The 14,917-nt window shown below is 61.2% G+C and carries 11 protein-coding genes and 2 pseudogenes; 12 read left to right on the top strand and 1 reads right to left on the bottom strand.

Annotation, left to right across the window (positions count from 1 at the left end):
• Positions 1–29 precede the first annotated feature (29 nt).
• The 12 genes and pseudogenes from NKL04_RS13650 (at position 30) to NKL04_RS13595 (ending at position 13,662) form a co-directional block, all read left to right on the top strand.
• The gene (locus tag NKL04_RS13650) at positions 30–476 is read left to right on the top strand and encodes a GFA family protein (protein WP_050593547.1); all 447 of its coding nucleotides are present in this window, start codon (positions 30–32) and stop codon (positions 474–476) included.
• A gap of 266 nt (positions 477–742) precedes the next feature.
• Complete coding sequence (locus NKL04_RS13645; protein ID WP_031209315.1) at positions 743–1,741, top strand: LacI family DNA-binding transcriptional regulator; 999 nt, start codon at positions 743–745, stop codon at positions 1,739–1,741.
• A complete protein-coding gene (locus NKL04_RS13640; RefSeq protein WP_023700710.1) occupies positions 1,738–3,255 on the top strand; it encodes a sugar ABC transporter ATP-binding protein in 1,518 nt (505 codons plus the stop codon). The genes NKL04_RS13645 and NKL04_RS13640 overlap by 4 nt, the downstream gene beginning before the upstream one ends.
• Positions 3,255–4,307 (top strand): ABC transporter permease, encoded by a 1,053-nt coding sequence (locus tag NKL04_RS13635; RefSeq protein WP_031199588.1) that lies wholly within the window; start codon positions 3,255–3,257, stop codon positions 4,305–4,307. The genes NKL04_RS13640 and NKL04_RS13635 overlap by 1 nt, the downstream gene beginning before the upstream one ends.
• Positions 4,308–4,427: 120 nt before the next feature.
• On the top strand, positions 4,428–5,411 hold the full coding sequence (locus NKL04_RS13630) for a substrate-binding domain-containing protein (protein ID WP_023689831.1): 984 nt from the start codon (positions 4,428–4,430) through the stop codon (positions 5,409–5,411).
• A gap of 144 nt (positions 5,412–5,555) precedes the next feature.
• A pseudogene (locus NKL04_RS13625) lies at positions 5,556–5,794 on the top strand (hypothetical protein).
• A 401-nt stretch (positions 5,795–6,195) separates the two neighbouring features.
• Positions 6,196–7,316: pseudogene (locus NKL04_RS13620) on the top strand (DNA cytosine methyltransferase).
• 32 nt (positions 7,317–7,348) lie between these two features.
• Positions 7,349–10,282, top strand: coding sequence for an ATP-binding protein (locus NKL04_RS13615; RefSeq protein WP_352723774.1), 2,934 nt, complete (start codon positions 7,349–7,351; stop codon positions 10,280–10,282).
• Complete coding sequence (locus tag NKL04_RS13610; RefSeq protein WP_352723772.1) at positions 10,279–12,090, top strand: response regulator receiver domain; 1,812 nt, start codon at positions 10,279–10,281, stop codon at positions 12,088–12,090. The genes NKL04_RS13615 and NKL04_RS13610 overlap by 4 nt, the downstream gene beginning before the upstream one ends.
• An 80-nt stretch (positions 12,091–12,170) precedes the next feature.
• Positions 12,171–12,671 carry a hypothetical protein gene (locus NKL04_RS13605; protein WP_023700704.1) on the top strand — a complete coding sequence of 167 codons (501 nt, stop codon included), beginning with the start codon at positions 12,171–12,173 and terminating at the stop codon, positions 12,669–12,671.
• A 138-nt stretch (positions 12,672–12,809) separates the two neighbouring features.
• The gene (locus NKL04_RS13600; RefSeq protein ID WP_023700703.1) at positions 12,810–13,283 is read left to right on the top strand and encodes a very short patch repair endonuclease; all 474 of its coding nucleotides are present in this window, start codon (positions 12,810–12,812) and stop codon (positions 13,281–13,283) included.
• A gap of 199 nt (positions 13,284–13,482) precedes the next feature.
• Positions 13,483–13,662 carry a hypothetical protein gene (locus tag NKL04_RS13595; protein WP_352723771.1) on the top strand — a complete coding sequence of 60 codons (180 nt, stop codon included), beginning with the start codon at positions 13,483–13,485 and terminating at the stop codon, positions 13,660–13,662.
• Positions 13,663–13,685: 23 nt separating this feature from the next.
• Here NKL04_RS13595 and NKL04_RS13590 read toward each other — a convergent pair whose 3' ends face one another.
• Entirely contained in the window at positions 13,686–14,567 is an 882-nt protein-coding gene (locus NKL04_RS13590) for an SLC5/6 family protein (protein ID WP_352723770.1), read from the bottom strand.
• Between the last annotated feature and the right edge of the window lie 350 nt (positions 14,568–14,917).

The following is a 14,917-nucleotide window of genomic DNA, read 5'->3' as shown; positions in this document are numbered from 1 at the left end:
CCAAGGGGGAGATCAGCAGCTTCGCCGTCTTGACCCTCCCATCGCCCGCGTTATCTTCGCGCCATGTCAAAACTCGCTCCCCTCATCGTTTGACCATGGCTTGCCATTGCACCGGCTGCCAGCGCATGTCGGCCAGCGCCTATTCACTGAGCGCCGCCATTCCCTCGGACGGCTTCGAAATCATGCAAGGCGAGCCGGTGATCGGCGGGCTGCACGGCGCCTCGCGTCATTACTTCTGCCCGCATTGCATGAGCTGGATGTTCACCCAGCCCGAAGAGCTCGACTGGTTCGTCAATCTGCGCCCCACCATGCTCGACGAGCCCGGCTGGTTCACGCCGTTCATCGAGACATGGACCAGCGAGAAACTCCCCTGGGCAACGACGCCTGCGGTGCACAGTTACGAGGCGCTGCCGGCCTTTGAGGAATATGAGGGGCTGGTGGCGGAGTTTGCTGAAACCGCGAATCTCCACACTTGAGGGGGAGATGGCCGGCAGGCCAGAGGGGGTCGGTGCGACTGGGCTCGACGTCCTTGCTGCAGATGGAAGGTTGGCGCTTCACGCGCGGCGACCCCCTCTGTCGCCTTCGGCGACATCTCCCCCTCGAGGGGGCAGATAAGCCCCGCTAAAAATTTGCATCGAATCGATTGCGCAAACGTTTCGATGGCCCTAAGCTCCCTTGAAGTCCGCCGTCAGAGCGGACGGAAAACGCATAAGGGAGGAGCGCTTGCAGGCGCTGATATGTCTTGCCGACAATGGCTGAAGTGGCGCGGCGCGCCGGCGTGTCGGTGTCGACCGTCTCGCATGTCGTCAACAACACGCGCTTCGTTTCGCTGGAAAAGACGAGGCTGATCAACGACGCCATTGCCGCCATGGGCTACCAGCCCAACGAGCTGGCGCGCTCGCTGAAGGCCTCGACCACCAACAGCGTCGGCCTGGCGATCTCGGCGATCTCCAACCCTTATTTCACCGACATCATCTGCGCGGTCGAGGCCGAATGCGCGCGGCTCGGGCTGATGGTCTTCCTGTCGGACACCCAGGAAGATCCCGACCGCGAGCTGCAGGTGGTGCGCGCTTTCCATCAGCGCCGCGTCGACGGCGTCATCCTGGCCCCGTCGGGCTCGCCGCAGCGCGCCATCGATTACCTCGCCGACAAGAAGATGCCATGCGTTCTGATCGACCGTTTCGCCGACGAGCGCTTCGATCAGATCGGCGTCGAGAACGAAACGTCGATGCGCGCGCTGATCGACCATGTCGCCTCCTTCGGCCACAAGCGCATCGGCTATATCGCCGGACAGCCCGGCCTGACGACGACGCGCGAGCGCATCGAGGCGTTCCAGGCTTCGCTCGCCGCCAATGGACTTGAAAGCGTGCCGCACTATCTCTCGGCCGAGAATGTCGACACGGCGGCGGCGACCGCATCCACCCACGCCATCCTGTCGCTGCCGTCGCCACCAACCGCACTGGTCACCGGCAACAACATGACGACGATCGGAGCCGTCCGCGCCATCCGCGAAAAAGGCATCACCATTCCGGGCGATCTGTCGCTGGCCGGCTTCGACGATTTCGAATGGGCCGATTGTTTCGAGCCGCGCCTGACGCTGGTCGCGCAGCCCTGCACCGAGATAGGCAGGCAGGCGGCGGCGCTGCTCAGCGCCCGTATAGCCGCGACCGGTTCCGCGCCGCGTTCGGTGCGGCTGCACGCGACGCTGCAGGCGCGCGCCTCCTGCGGGAGGCCGAAATGAAGGCGCCGCTGCTGGTAATGACCGGCGCCGTCAAACGCTTCGGCGGCGTGCAGGCGCTGCGCGGTGTCGACTTCGATCTCAAGGCCGGCGAAATCCATGCGCTGCTCGGCGAGAACGGCGCCGGCAAGTCGACGCTGATGAACCTGTTGTCGGGCGTCTACACGCCGGACGAAGGCACGATCGAGATCGACGGCAAACCCGTGCGTTTCAACAACCCGCGTGAGGCGCAAGCGGCCGGCATCGCCACCATCTTCCAGGAGCTCGACCTGGTGCCGTCGCTGGATGTCGCCGCCAATCTGTTCCTCGGCCGCGAACTGATGCGTCCGGGCGGCTTCCTCGACGTGCCGGCAATGCGCCGCGAGGCCAAGAAGCGGCTGGAAGCCATCGAGATCGCCATCGATCCGGCCGCCATGGTGGCGGATCTGTCGATCGGCCAGCGCCAGGTGGTGGCGATCGTCAAGGCGCTGTCTTACGCCTCCCGCGTGCTGATCATGGACGAGCCGACGGCCGCACTCACCGTCGGCGAAGTCGAGCGGCTGTTCGATATCATGCGCAAGCTCGCCGCCACCGGCGTCGGCATCGTCTATATCTCGCATCGGCTGGAGGAAGTGCCCGGCATTGCCGACCGGGTGACGGTAATGCGCGACGGCCGTGTCGCCGGCATCACCGAGCCGCACGCGCCGCAGGCCGAGCTGGTCAGGCTGCTGGTCGGACGTCCGCTGGACGAACTCTATCCGCAACGCGCCAAGGCCGCGGGCAAGCCGCTGCTCAGCCTGAGGAACGCCAGCTTCAAACTCGCCCGCGACAGCGCCGGCTGGCAGGCGCCGCGAGGCGTTTCGCTCGATGTCCATGAAGGCGAGATCGTCGGCCTGGCCGGCATTATGGGGGCCGGGCGCACCGAACTGTTGTCCGCGCTCTACGGCACCGGCCTGTCCGGCCGCTGGGAGGGCGAGGTTGCTGTCGGCGGCAAGCCGGTGAAACTGGATTCAATCAGTGCTGCCCGCCACGCCGGCATCGCCTTCGTGACCGACGACCGCCGGGGCTCGGGCCTGATGCTGCGCATGGCGGTCGGCCTCAATCTGGTGATGTCGGTCATATCCCGAATCTCGCCGAACTGGCTGGTCTCGCCGCGCCGCCAGGCCGAGGCGGTGAAGGAATCCTTCAGCCAGTTCGATATCCGCCCGAAGAACCCTGACATCGCGGTCGGCGCGCTCTCGGGCGGCAACCAGCAGAAGGTGGTGCTGGCGAAAGAAATCCTCGGCAACCCGAAACTGTTGCTGCTCGACGAGCCGACACGCGGCGTCGATGTCGGTGCCAAGGGCGAGATTTACGCGAGGTTGCGGGCGCTCGCCGCACAGGGCCTCGGCATACTGGTGGCGTCCAGCGAGATGCCGGAGCTGATCGGTCTGTGCGACCGCATCGTGGTGCTGCGCCAGGGGCGCAATGTGGCGGAATTTTTGGGCGGCGTCGACGAGCACACGGTGCTGGCCGCGGCTAACGGCAGGGAGGCCTGATGTCTGACGAGAAGATTTCCGTGGCAGCAAGCCCAGTCACAGCAGCAGCGCAAAAGCATCGCGACCCGCTGGCGCTCATCGTGCGCTTCCAGAGCCTGATCGGCCTGGTGCTGGTGGCGATCGGCGGCATCATCTTCTCGCCGCGCCGCCACGGCGAGATCCTGTTCCTCAACCCAGACAACATCGCCAACATCGTGCGCGCCGTGTCGGAGACCGGCATCATCGCCATCGGCATGACCTTCGTCATCATCACTGCCGGCATCGACCTGTCGGTCGGCGCGGTGCTTGGCCTGTCCAGCGTCGTCACCGCCTCGATGATGATCTCCGGCGGCTTCGGCCTGATCCCCACCATCCTCGCCGTGCTCGCTTTGGGCATCGTCTTCGGCGCCATCCAGGGCACCATCTCGACGCGTTTCAGGCTGGAACCGTTCATCGTCACGCTGGCTGGCCTGCAGGCCGCGCGCGGCTTGGCGCTGGTCGTCTCCGGCAACCAGTACATCAACATTTCCTATGGCGAAGGGCCGGGCCTGGCGCCGCCGGTGTTCGCCGTGCTGGGCGAGCGGCTGTTCAACAACACCGTGCCGGTGGCGACGCTTGTGTTCGTCGTCTTTGCCGCGATCGCCACCATCGTCCTCAACACCACGCGCTTCGGCCGCTATGTCTTTGCCGTCGGCGGCAATGAGCGCGCCGCGCGCATATCCGGCGTGCCGGTCTCGATGGTGAAAATCTCCGTCTACGCCATCACCGGCTTTGCCGCCGCCCTTGCCGGCATCGTGCATGCCGGCCAGTTCAATTTCGGCAGCGCCAATGACGGCATGGGCTATGAGCTGACGGCCATAGCCGCCGTGGTCATCGGCGGCACCAGCCTGTTTGGCGGCGCCGGCTCGATGGTCGGCACCGTTGCGGGCACCATCATGCTGGGCGCGCTCGCCAACATCCTGCAGCTCAACAACATCACGCCCGCCATGCAGCTGCTCGCGACCGCCGCGATCATCGTCCTGGCGGCAGTGCTTCAGTCCCTCGTTCGCCGCCGCGAGGGGTTGGGTCGTTAGTGCATGTCGCGCAAAAGGTTTTGCGATGACGACATGCACAAACAAACAAGGAGGAGACGGCAACACGTGAACGTCAAACCAAGGTCTGGCCCCCCGGCCGGACGAGGAGGAGAGTGAGTTATGAAAACGACACTAAGAGGATCGACCCTCAAGGCCGTGCTGCTGGCAGGCGCCGGCCTGTGCATTGCAGGCTCCGCTTACGCCGCCGAGCCGCTGGTGAAAGCCTGCGCCAAGGACGGCCAGTTCGTCATCGGCTTTTCGCAGGCCAACAATGCCGAGCCCTACCGCCAGCACGTCAATGACGAGCTGGAGGCGGCGGCCAAGGAAGTGCCTGGCTTCACGCTGCAGATCGCCGACGGCGCCGGCAACGTCAACACGCAGACCTCGCAGGTCGACAATTTCATCACCCAGAAGGTCGACATCCTGCTGATCTCGCCCTTCGAGGCGGCGCCGCTGACGCCGGCGGTGAAGCGCGCCATGGATGCCGGCATCCCGGTCATCGAGCTCGACCGCAAGACGGTCGGCGACCCCGGCAAGGACTACACCGCCTTCATCGGCGGCGACAATTTCAAGATCGCCGAGGAAGCCGGCAAATACACCGCCAAGACCCTGCTCCCCGATGGCGGCGAGGCGGCGGTGCTGCAAGGCCTGCCGAGCTCGACGCCGGCCGTCGAGCGCCTCAACGGCTTCAAGGAAGGCGTGAAAGGCAACCCGAAGGTCCAGATCGTCGCCGAGCAGGCCGCCGACTGGGTGCCGGACAAAGCGCAGGTCGCCTTCGCCGCCATGCTGCAGGCGCACCCCGACATAAAGGTGCTCTACGCCTCCAACGACATGATGGCCGCCGGCGCGCTGCTCGCCGCCAAGGGTGCAGGCAAGGACGTCAAGATCATCGGCACCGACGGCCTGCCGGGCCCGGCCGGCGGCATCGAGGCGGTCGCCAAGGGCGACTGGGTCGCAACCTTCACCTACCCGACCGGCGCCAAGGAAGCGATCGAAATGTCGAAAAAGATCCTGCTCGATTGCGCGACCGAGGTGGACAAGACGGTGACGGTGGAGACCACCGCGATCACGGCCGAGAATGCCAAGCAGCTGATGGGGAAGTAGGGGGCGGAGGCCGCTACTGAGGTTGGTAAGGCAAGGCCCCGGGAGGGGCCTTGTTCGTTTCGACCGGGCGTTGTGCTCGGACGGTCTCATCGGTATCGGCGGATCGGCGAATCTGTGCTAAGCCGCCGCCAAAGCAACCAAAGGATGACACCAGTGAGCGAACCGACGGTGGCCCAGGCGACCGAGAGCATCTATGCCTCGCCAAGGCCGACAATGCCGAGATCGACGCCCATATCGCCACGCTGAAAGCGGCGCTGGCACGCGAAGGGACAAAACAGGCGGTGTTCGATCCGACCAAACTGGCCCACAGCAACCGCGAGGGCCGCAAGCTGATGCAGGCCTATTTTAGGCAGCGCGGCGTGACGGTGAGCTTTTCGGGGTAGGAGTAGATGATAGGCGAAGTAGGGCGACTACAGCCCGCCACTGAGGTTGATGCGCAAGGCCTTGAGGCTTGTTTGTTTTGGGTGGGCTGGTCCTGTCAAAGAATGGCAGCTTCGCGCTCATATCGGTCGTTTGCACGGCCACCCAATGACCCAAAAGCTGCAGGCTCCATAGTTTAATACTTGCCATCACCTCGGGTACCCTTGCCATGTTGGACGACGGCTTGGACGTCATCAAATCGAGGGTCACCGCAGGCTGAAGCTGTCACTCGAAGTTAAGGAGTAGAAACCTATTCTGTTTTGAATGATGTCAAGTTATAGTCTTGGGATGATGGGGGCATGTCGTTGGCGATTTTACCACGACTATCGGGCAGTGGCGTATATTGACTGATTCGAAACTCAAAGTGGCCGACCTGTTCGCCGGCGCTGGCGGATTTTCACTTGCTGCTGTGGCAGCGGGGTGCGAGATCGTTTTTGCCGTGGAGTTCGACAAGAACGCTGCCACGACCTACAAGCACAATATTGGAGCCAAGACCCGGAGCGAGAAGGTCGTTGTCTATAACGACGACGTTACTTTGTTGGATGCCGTCGATCTTGCGGAAAAGCATTTTCCCGATGGCGATTGCGATCTGCTCCTAGGCGGCCCGCCATGCCAAGGATTCTCTACGCATCGGATCAACGATGCAGGCGTGGATGACCCGCGGAATGCCCTGATCCATGAGTACTTCGCGTCGTGCGCAGCCTCAAGCCCAAGGCGTTCCTCATGGAGAATGTCCCGGGCATGCTGTGGCCCCGCCACAAGAGCTACCTCGACGAGTTCTATCGTCAAGCTCTCGACAGCGGCTATACCCTCTTTCAGCCGCACAAGCTGGACGCCAGGGACTACGGCATCCCGCAGCGGCGCCACCGAGTGTTCATCCTCGGCATTCGCGACGACATTTCGGCAGAAGGCTTCGAGTGGCCGCCGAAGCCCACGCATTCGGCCCCCGAATTGGCGGAAACGACCGGGCTGAAGCCATGGGTGTCGTGCGAGACCGCGTTCGCCGATTCGCCTCCCGACGACGTGAATGGCGTGCACATGAACCATGGCCCAGAGCTTGTTGCTGCGTTCGCCTGTACGCCAGCGAACGGCGGCAGCCGGAAGGACTCCGGGCGATTGCTCAATTGCCATGTCGATCACGACGGACACAACGACGTCTATGGTCGTGTTGATCCGAGCAAGCCCGCGCCAACAATGACCACGGCCTGCATCAATCCGTCCAAGGGCCGGTTCGTCCACCCGGTGCTTAACCATGGCATAACGGCTCGCCAGGCGGCTCGCATCCAAACGTTCCCCGACGACTATGTTTTCTTCGGCGGTCTGATGGCAGCTGGCAAGCAGATCGGGAATGCTGTTCCTGTTGTATTCGGCCAGAGCCTTATCCTGCACATAAAGTTGCTGCTTGTTCGCGATGCCAAGCCTGAAGCTGTCGTAGCGATACCTCGCCCCCCGGCAGCCCGAGTCGCTGAGTTGGCCGACGCATGAGGAAAGTCAGTTTCAAGACCCGGGCACGCACAGTGGATCACCTCGGGCGCGAACAGATTGCCGACGTGCCGACTGCGATCTCGGAACTTTGGAAGAACTCGTATGATGCGTATGCGAGGTCGGTGTCGCTGACGATCTTCGACCAGGCGCCTCTGGTTGTAACCATAGCGGACGACGGGCATGGCATGAGCTACGACGAGCTCATCGATCGGTGGCTGGTCGTCGGAACAGAATCGAAGCTATTCGCCGACAGTCGCTCGGACGAGGATCAGGATGGTCTGGACCTGAGGACCCGCCAAGGGCAAAAAGGCATTGGCAGGCTTTCGTCAGCTCACCTTGGCCCACTGATGCTCCTAGTTACCAAGCGCAGGCACGAAGACATGGCCAGCGTCTTGATCGATTGGCGACTGTTCGAGAATCCCTTCCTGATTCTCACCGACATCGAGATTCCCGTTGTCACTTTCGGCGAGCTGTCCGAAATCGCTCAATATGTGCCGCTAATGACCGAAGCGCTACTCGAGAATGTCCTAGGGACGGGCAAGCCCGACGAGCGCTCGGACAGGATAATGAGCGCGTGGGCCAGCTACGACCAAGCCGCGAAAGACGATGCGAACAATGGCGACAGACCCCCGCCATCGCAGTCGATCGTGGCAGCCTGCAGATCGTTCGAGCTGCAGGACCAGTATATGGAACCGTGGGGCGTCTGGTCCGGCACGAGTGAAAAGGGCACCGTGATGGTTGTGTCCGGGGCGACGGACGAGTTCAGCGCACTGCTGCCGGTCAATCGAGACCTTGCGACCGCCAAGGACGACAAGACGAGGTTCGAAACCACCTTGGGGGGATTCGTCGACCCGCTATACGATCCTGCACGGCCAGACATAAACGCGGCAAAGACCGATTTTGAATACGGGGTCTTCGTTGCGTCCGATGGGGAGAACGGAAAAATCATCGGTTCGGAACGAGAGTTCAACCGCTCGCTGACCGATCGGATGGAGCACATCGTCGATGGTCGAATCGACGAAAAGGGTGTCTTCACTGGCCAGATCAAGTCCTTCGGCAAGTGGCGGAAGATCGGCGACGAGTACGAGATCCGTCCACCCAAGGATTTTGTGTTGCCAACAGGCGCTGGCTCATCACTCGGGCCAGTCGACGTGTATTTTGCGACCTACGAGCAGGACCAGAAGAACTCTACCCATACTCCGTTGGACTTCGAGTACCTGCGCCAGCACTCTTCCGCCCACGCTGGCCTGATGATTTACCGGAATGGCCTCAGAGTGCTGCCCTATGGTCGAGAGGACAACGACTTCTTCGAGATCGAGAAGCGGCGAAGCATCAATGCCGGGCGAGAGTACTGGAACGCCCGAAGGATATTCGGCCGCATTGCGATCAGCCGCGAGCACAATCCCAATCTGAAGGACAAGGCCGGACGCGAAGGCTTCATCGTGAACAAGGCCGCTAAGTCTCTCAAGATATTGATCATTAATATTCTGCGGTCGGCGGCCTACGATTATTTCGGGTCGAATTCCGACGATCGTGGCGTGGAGATCGCTGAGACGCAACGCAACTTTGCCGAACAAAAGGCTAAAGAGGCACAGGCGAAGCTGCGCCAGAAGCACCGCAAGGATTTTCGGAAAAATCTTAGCGCGCGCATTGCAAGCATTCCGTCGATATCGGAACGCCTGAGTTCAAAAATTGCTGCTACACGGATTGAGGTCCCTGAGGACATACCTGTTGCGCAGGAAAGCCTTGAAGCGGCACAGGCCAGCATTGCCGAATTGCGCCTTCCTGGCGCACCGTCGCCGCTCGGTACCCTAGAGGAGGACTATCGATCTTACAGAAGGTCGATGACCGAACTGAATCAGTTAATCTCCGAGTTCTCTACCAGCATCGCACAGGCGATTGAGAGGATCCATCCGCCTGCGCCGGAGGAAATCGTCCTTCGGCAGATCCAGCGAAATGAGGGTCAGCTCACTTCGCGGGTGACGCGGTGGGCGAAGGAAATTCGAGTTCTGCAGGATGCCGAACGCGTTCGCATCGGTGATCTCGTCACCGAACGTAACAAGCTCCTGCGCGAAGAGACGGCGCCTTTGATAGAGCAGACGGCGGCTCTCAGGGTCTCCCTCACGGCAGCCTCGAAAGTCATAGTGGAGGCAAAGGGCCGGATAGACGCCGAGAACGAACTCCTGTTCCAGAACTATATTCTGGCGCTGGAGAATCTGCGGGAGAGCATCGACATCCAGGCAATCGCAATCCTGGGAGGCGATGAAAACAGCGAGCTCCGCACGCAGGTTGACCGTCTCAATGGCCTTGCCCAACTGGGGATCACAGTCGAATTCCTGGATCATGAGCTTCACTCGCATGATGCCGTCATCGATGAGGGTATCCAAAAGCTCAGGGCAAGGCTGGGCACCGACCGGGTCCTCGATCAGCTTGCGACCGGGTATGCTGGCCTTAAGCAGATCCTGGATTTCCTCGGCCCGCTGCGAATGGCTGGTCGCCCGCAACCACGAAATCTTGGTGGCGAATACATCCATCGGTATGTGGCGGATTTCTTCGCCCGGACCATTGTGTCGAACGGAATCGATTTCGTAGCAACCGACGGTTTCAAGCGGTTCAGCGTGTTCGAACAACCGTCGCGTTTGCTCCCGGTGTTTGTAAATCTAGTCAACAATAGCCTGTACTGGCTGATCAATTCCCGTACCGAGAGCCCGCAGATCGTCTTCGACGCTCGAGATGGCGAAGTGATTGTGGCTGATAACGGTCCAGGAGTGGACGAGATAGACTTGAAGCGCCTATTCTCACTGTTCTTCACTAGGAAAGTCGAGGGTGGGCGAGGAGTTGGGTTGTATCTCTCTCAGGCCAATCTTGCAGCTGGGGGGCACAGCATTGGTTACGTGCAAGACGAAGATAAGAAGGTACTGCCGGGGGCGAACTTTTCGATGAAATTCCGGGGGGAACTTCAATGAATGATATGGCAGCGCTGGAGCCGAAAAAGGCGACTTTTTCGGATCTAGTCAAAGAGGCTTTCATCGATCCGATCAGATCGGTGCTGATCATCGACGATCAATATCCGACTTGGGAACAGATTTTTAGCGACGAAGGATACGATTCCACTGACAAGAAACGGTGGACCACCAAGTCCGATATTCTGAAAGTGGTTCAGCAATTTCGAAAGGTGTCGCCGGCTCTGACGGTGGATATCCACGATGGGAAGCACAACGAAGAGATCGGCAATTATCTGCATCAGTCGGATCTGCTGGTGCTTGACTACCAGCTGGAGAAGAGCGAGCCGCATGGCGTCCGCGCTACGGAGATCATTGCCGATCTGCTGAAGAACAATCATTTCAACCTCGTGATGGTCCACACCGCCGTCGGCGACCTGATCGATCCTTTCAACATGATCCTGATGTCGCTCTTCACCCCTATAGGCATTTCGGCGAACAAAGCTGCGGCCGGTTTTAAGCTGATCGGGGATCTCGAAGAATCCGAGAACAATGGTATCGCCGACGCCCTGGAAGTCCTTAGCATCGCGCTCAACGCAACCGCCTATGTGGCATTCCGCGCCCATCTAAACGACAACGGAAAGCCGTTCGATTTCATGAACGATGCGCCGGAAATGGAGGCATTTAGAATCATCGCCGAGAAGGCCGGTTGGGACACCCAGGCCCGTCTCAAAGTTTTGGACTGGGGAATGGCCACGCACGACCAACGCGTGGCGGCATACAAGGCACTCCCCAGGGATCTGCGCTGGAGCGCTCCCGGGTACGGCAAACAGCCTTGGATACGGACGAACGGAGGCTTCATCGCGTTCGCCGATAAAAAGAATACCGAGCTGCTGGACATTCTGCAAGCGGCGATCGAGGACTGGCGCCCGTCGCCATCGAGATTGATGTCGTCGCGCATTCGAGCGGAGATCAGCCTGCAGGGAGCCGGGGCAGAGGATTCAGCTCTCAGCGACAAGAACGCGTACTGGCAGTACTACCAGGAGCTTCGGGGCGCCCCCTTGGATGCCTCACCGCAGGCAGCGAAGAACCACCGGAAGACTCTGTTGGAGGGCCATGCCGCTCGGCACACGGAGCGACTTCTCGACCTGATCGGTATGAAGGCCGTCGCCTTTGGATTGAAGGTACTCGAGGCCGATCCGACAGAGGCGGACGCAAAGGTTCCGGGGTTCGCCGAGCATTATGCCATCAAGTCGACCACCAAGAAGGAGCGCGAGAACGCACTGGCGCACTATAACGCTCACATTTCCACGAAACCCGTTTCTGGTTGGCACCTTCATCCCGGCCATATCTTCAAGATCGACCAGGAAACGTGGGTATGCCTCTCGCCGTCCTGCGATTTGGTTCCGATGCAAAAGGCTACGGCAGCGGTTCGTGACTCGGTCGCGGCAGCAGTTAAGCCATTCGTCGCCGTTAGGCTGACGCCGAAGACGGAGTTTTCCCGAGCGGAGGTGAACTCGAACACGCTTATCTTCTTAAAGGAAGGGAAAGTCATCAAGACGTACAGCGTCTATCCGCTTGGCGGCGAGTTCGGCTCACCGGTTTGGCGGCTCTTCATGGCGTCGGATTATGGCAAGTTCGAAATAAGGGAAGATCGGACGGCAGATCTCAATCTCAGTTATTTATTCGGCAAGGGACAGACGATGCAGGTCGAACCGGCAAAAGGACGGATAGTCGGTCAACTGAGATACGAATACGCCCTTAACCTGATCCAGAAGTTGGGGGTTGAATTCACCAGGGTTGGTCTAGATTTCTCCGCTCCCGCTGAGTAACGCCGGCCCGTTTCCAATCAACTGAGGATGCTTGAATGCCGCTTCGTCGAGCTGGGGTTGAGGTTCGTTGGGATGGAGGGATGCGCCACCTGCGCGAAATGGAGGAGGATCAGGCCTCCTCTGAAGATGGGATCGACCTGAACCTGGAGTACGCCGACTACCGACGTGTGCCTATAGAAGAGGCCATCGAGGGCGTGGAGGAGGAAGCCCAATTGCTCATCGATATTGCCGAGGCTGGCTGGGACACGGACGAAGCCGAAGCGGTAGTCGAAGGGAATATGGAGGCCATGGGACTCACCGCGCCGCTGGACCCAGGTGTTGCCGGCTTGGTGCTCGCCATCTCTGCGCTCGGGGGAACACCGATCAGTTCATGTAACGGGGGCCTTATCGGGGCTTCCAGCCACAGAAGCGAAGTCCCACACATCCTTTTCACCGCGCCCCCCGATGTCATGGACAGGATCATTCCGGCGGCCATCGCCAGCGAAGTTGGACTGATCTTCAACGAGGGTTATGCGGAGGCATTCGCCGACCATCTGCCCAACTTCCACAGGCTGGCGCGGTCTCTTCTGGACTTGCCTTAATTTACGCCCTGACGAATGGTTAAACTAGCTACCCAATCGAGGCCTGCTCAACGGCGGCGTGAAGGCGTTGATGCGGCATGGTGACGGTGTCGCCGCGAACCGGATGTAAATGCCAAGCACACAGTACAGAGGCAGATAGTGCACGAGTCGGAGGTGTCTCCTCAGCGCTCTGCAATAATGCGCGCGGTTAAGCACAGGGACACCAAGCCCGAAATGGCGGTTAGACGCGCACTGCATCGCCTAGGCTTGCGGTTCAGGCTACAGCGACGGGACCTGCCCGGCCGCCCTGACATCGTGCTTCCGGGGCGCCGCCTAGCCATTTTCGTTCATGGATGCTTCTGGCACCGGCACCCTGACTGTCGTAGGGCAACGACCCCTAAGACGCGCATCGATTTCTGGAGCGCGAAGCTCGAGGCCAACGCGGCGAGGGACGAACGGGTCGAAAGAGAACTCGTCGCCGCGGGTTGGAAAGTCCTGATTGTTTGGGAGTGCCAGACCAAAAAGCCCGAAGACCTTACCGGCGCTCTGCTCGCAGGCTTGGCCGCTCTCGGTATCAGTAGTCCCAGATCACCCCGGTCGCAAGGTACTCAGACCACACGGATCGAACCGTGATGCCGCCATGCTGTTTCACCGAATATCGATTCGCCCTGCACCACCCACCATCCCCATTACCCCGGAAAGATCGTAACCCCCCCATCGACGCGGATGGCCTGCTCGTTGATGAAGCGCGCTCGGGCCGGCGAGGAAGGCCACCGCCTCGGCGATCTCTTCTGGCTCCGCATACCGGTTTAGCCGGCCTCACGGCGTGGTCGTGAATCCGCACTGCTTCTGTTCCATCTCGATCTGCCTGGTGATGCGGATGGCGTTCTGGGCTTCCGTCACCGAGCCGCTGTTGACGGTCTTGTCCTTCAGCGGGCTGACGGCTGCGCAGAGGTGGAAGACATGCTCGGTGTCGGACTTCGCGGCGCCGTTTTCCGGCGCGATCCGGTAGACGACATCCTGACCATTTCGGATTTATTGCGCAGGAGCGGGCGCTGGCGCGGGTGCCACGGGCGCTGCCGCCGCTGCCGCCGTAAACCCGCACTGCTTCTGTTCCATCTCGATCTGCTTGGTGATGCGGATGGCGTTCTGGGCGTAGGCTTCGGTCACCGAGCCGCTGTTGACGGTCTTGTCCTTCAGCGGGCTGACGGCTGCGCAGAGGTGGAAGACATGCTCGGTGTCGGACTTGGCGGCGCCGTTTTCCGGCGCGATCCAGTAGACGATATCCTGGCCATTGGGGTGTGCCGCGTCCTTCGTCGCCGCGGCCACCGTGGTGGAGTCGGTGGCGATCGCCTGCGCCTGGGCGGCGACCTCGGGCGAACAGGCCGTGGTCGGCTGCCCCGCCTTGATCTGTTCCGCGCAGGTGTTCATGTCCTGCGTGTACTGCTCGACCGATGGCGACTGGTAGCTGACCCCGATCAGCGTCGCCAGCACGGCCAGCACGGCGCCGATGCCGCCGGCCACCTTCTTGCTCTTCGGGTCCATGTTCTTGTCGTTGAGAATCAAGAGAACCAGCGGCAGGAAGGCAATCAGGGTGATGATCGCGCCGAGCTGGTTCTGGACAAAGAACCGGAACGTGTCGGATTCGCGGGCCGGGTCCTTCCTGTTGGCCGCCTTCCAGAGCAGGCTTCCGACGATGGCGAAAATCGCGATCCCGACCAGGATGCCGATCAGCAGCGGCAGGTTGCCCTGGTCGAACTTGTGCTTGTAGAGCAGTACGATCCCGGCGATCTCGCCGCCAATGGCGATGACCCACGACACCACGGCGAACAGGCGCAGCCGCGTGGCCCCGGACTTCTGGCCCTGCGTTGCCTGCCAGTCCTTGGTAACGTCTACGGTCGGCTTGTTGTCGGTCATGACCAGATCCCCCGGTATCGACACTTTGCGGGGCGTCAAAGGCGCCCGGCGCAGCGTCATTGATCGAACGTCGCCTGCCTCGGCGCGAAAGCGCCACGGCAGACCCCATCCTTATTGCGCATGATGGGATTCGTCCATAGCCGAGGCGGGCGGACGCCGATGCCGGCGATGGCGCGGAGGAGGGCAGGGCAATCGCATAAGGCGGCGCCAGCGAATACCCCCACCCTTAATCCCTCCCCACAAGGGGGAGGGAGACTTGGTAGGCGCCGATCGCCGCAAATCGCCTAGGTTCCACGCCAGAATGGGTGGCTTGCGGCAGCGTTCCCTCCCCCTTGTGGGGAGGGTTAGGG

The organism is Mesorhizobium sp. C264A, from assembly GCF_040324515.1.
Lineage (GTDB): Bacteria > Pseudomonadota > Alphaproteobacteria > Rhizobiales > Rhizobiaceae > Mesorhizobium.
The sequence above is the reverse complement of the archived record's forward strand: the minus strand, read 5'-3'. Positions and strand labels throughout refer to the sequence as shown.

Coding starts and splice junctions, on each gene's coding strand:
- NKL04_RS13640 (WP_023700710.1), top strand. CDS start 1,738: ATGAAGGCGCCGCTGCTGGTAATGACCGGCGCCGTCAAACGCTTCGGC.
- NKL04_RS13635 (WP_031199588.1), top strand. CDS start 3,255: ATGTCTGACGAGAAGATTTCCGTGGCAGCAAGCCCAGTCACAGCAGCA.
- NKL04_RS13630 (WP_023689831.1), top strand. CDS start 4,428: ATGAAAACGACACTAAGAGGATCGACCCTCAAGGCCGTGCTGCTGGCA.
- NKL04_RS13610 (WP_352723772.1), top strand. CDS start 10,279: ATGAATGATATGGCAGCGCTGGAGCCGAAAAAGGCGACTTTTTCGGAT.
- NKL04_RS13605 (WP_023700704.1), top strand. CDS start 12,171: ATGCGCCACCTGCGCGAAATGGAGGAGGATCAGGCCTCCTCTGAAGAT.
- NKL04_RS13590 (WP_352723770.1), bottom strand. CDS start 14,567: ATGACCGACAACAAGCCGACCGTAGACGTTACCAAGGACTGGCAGGCA.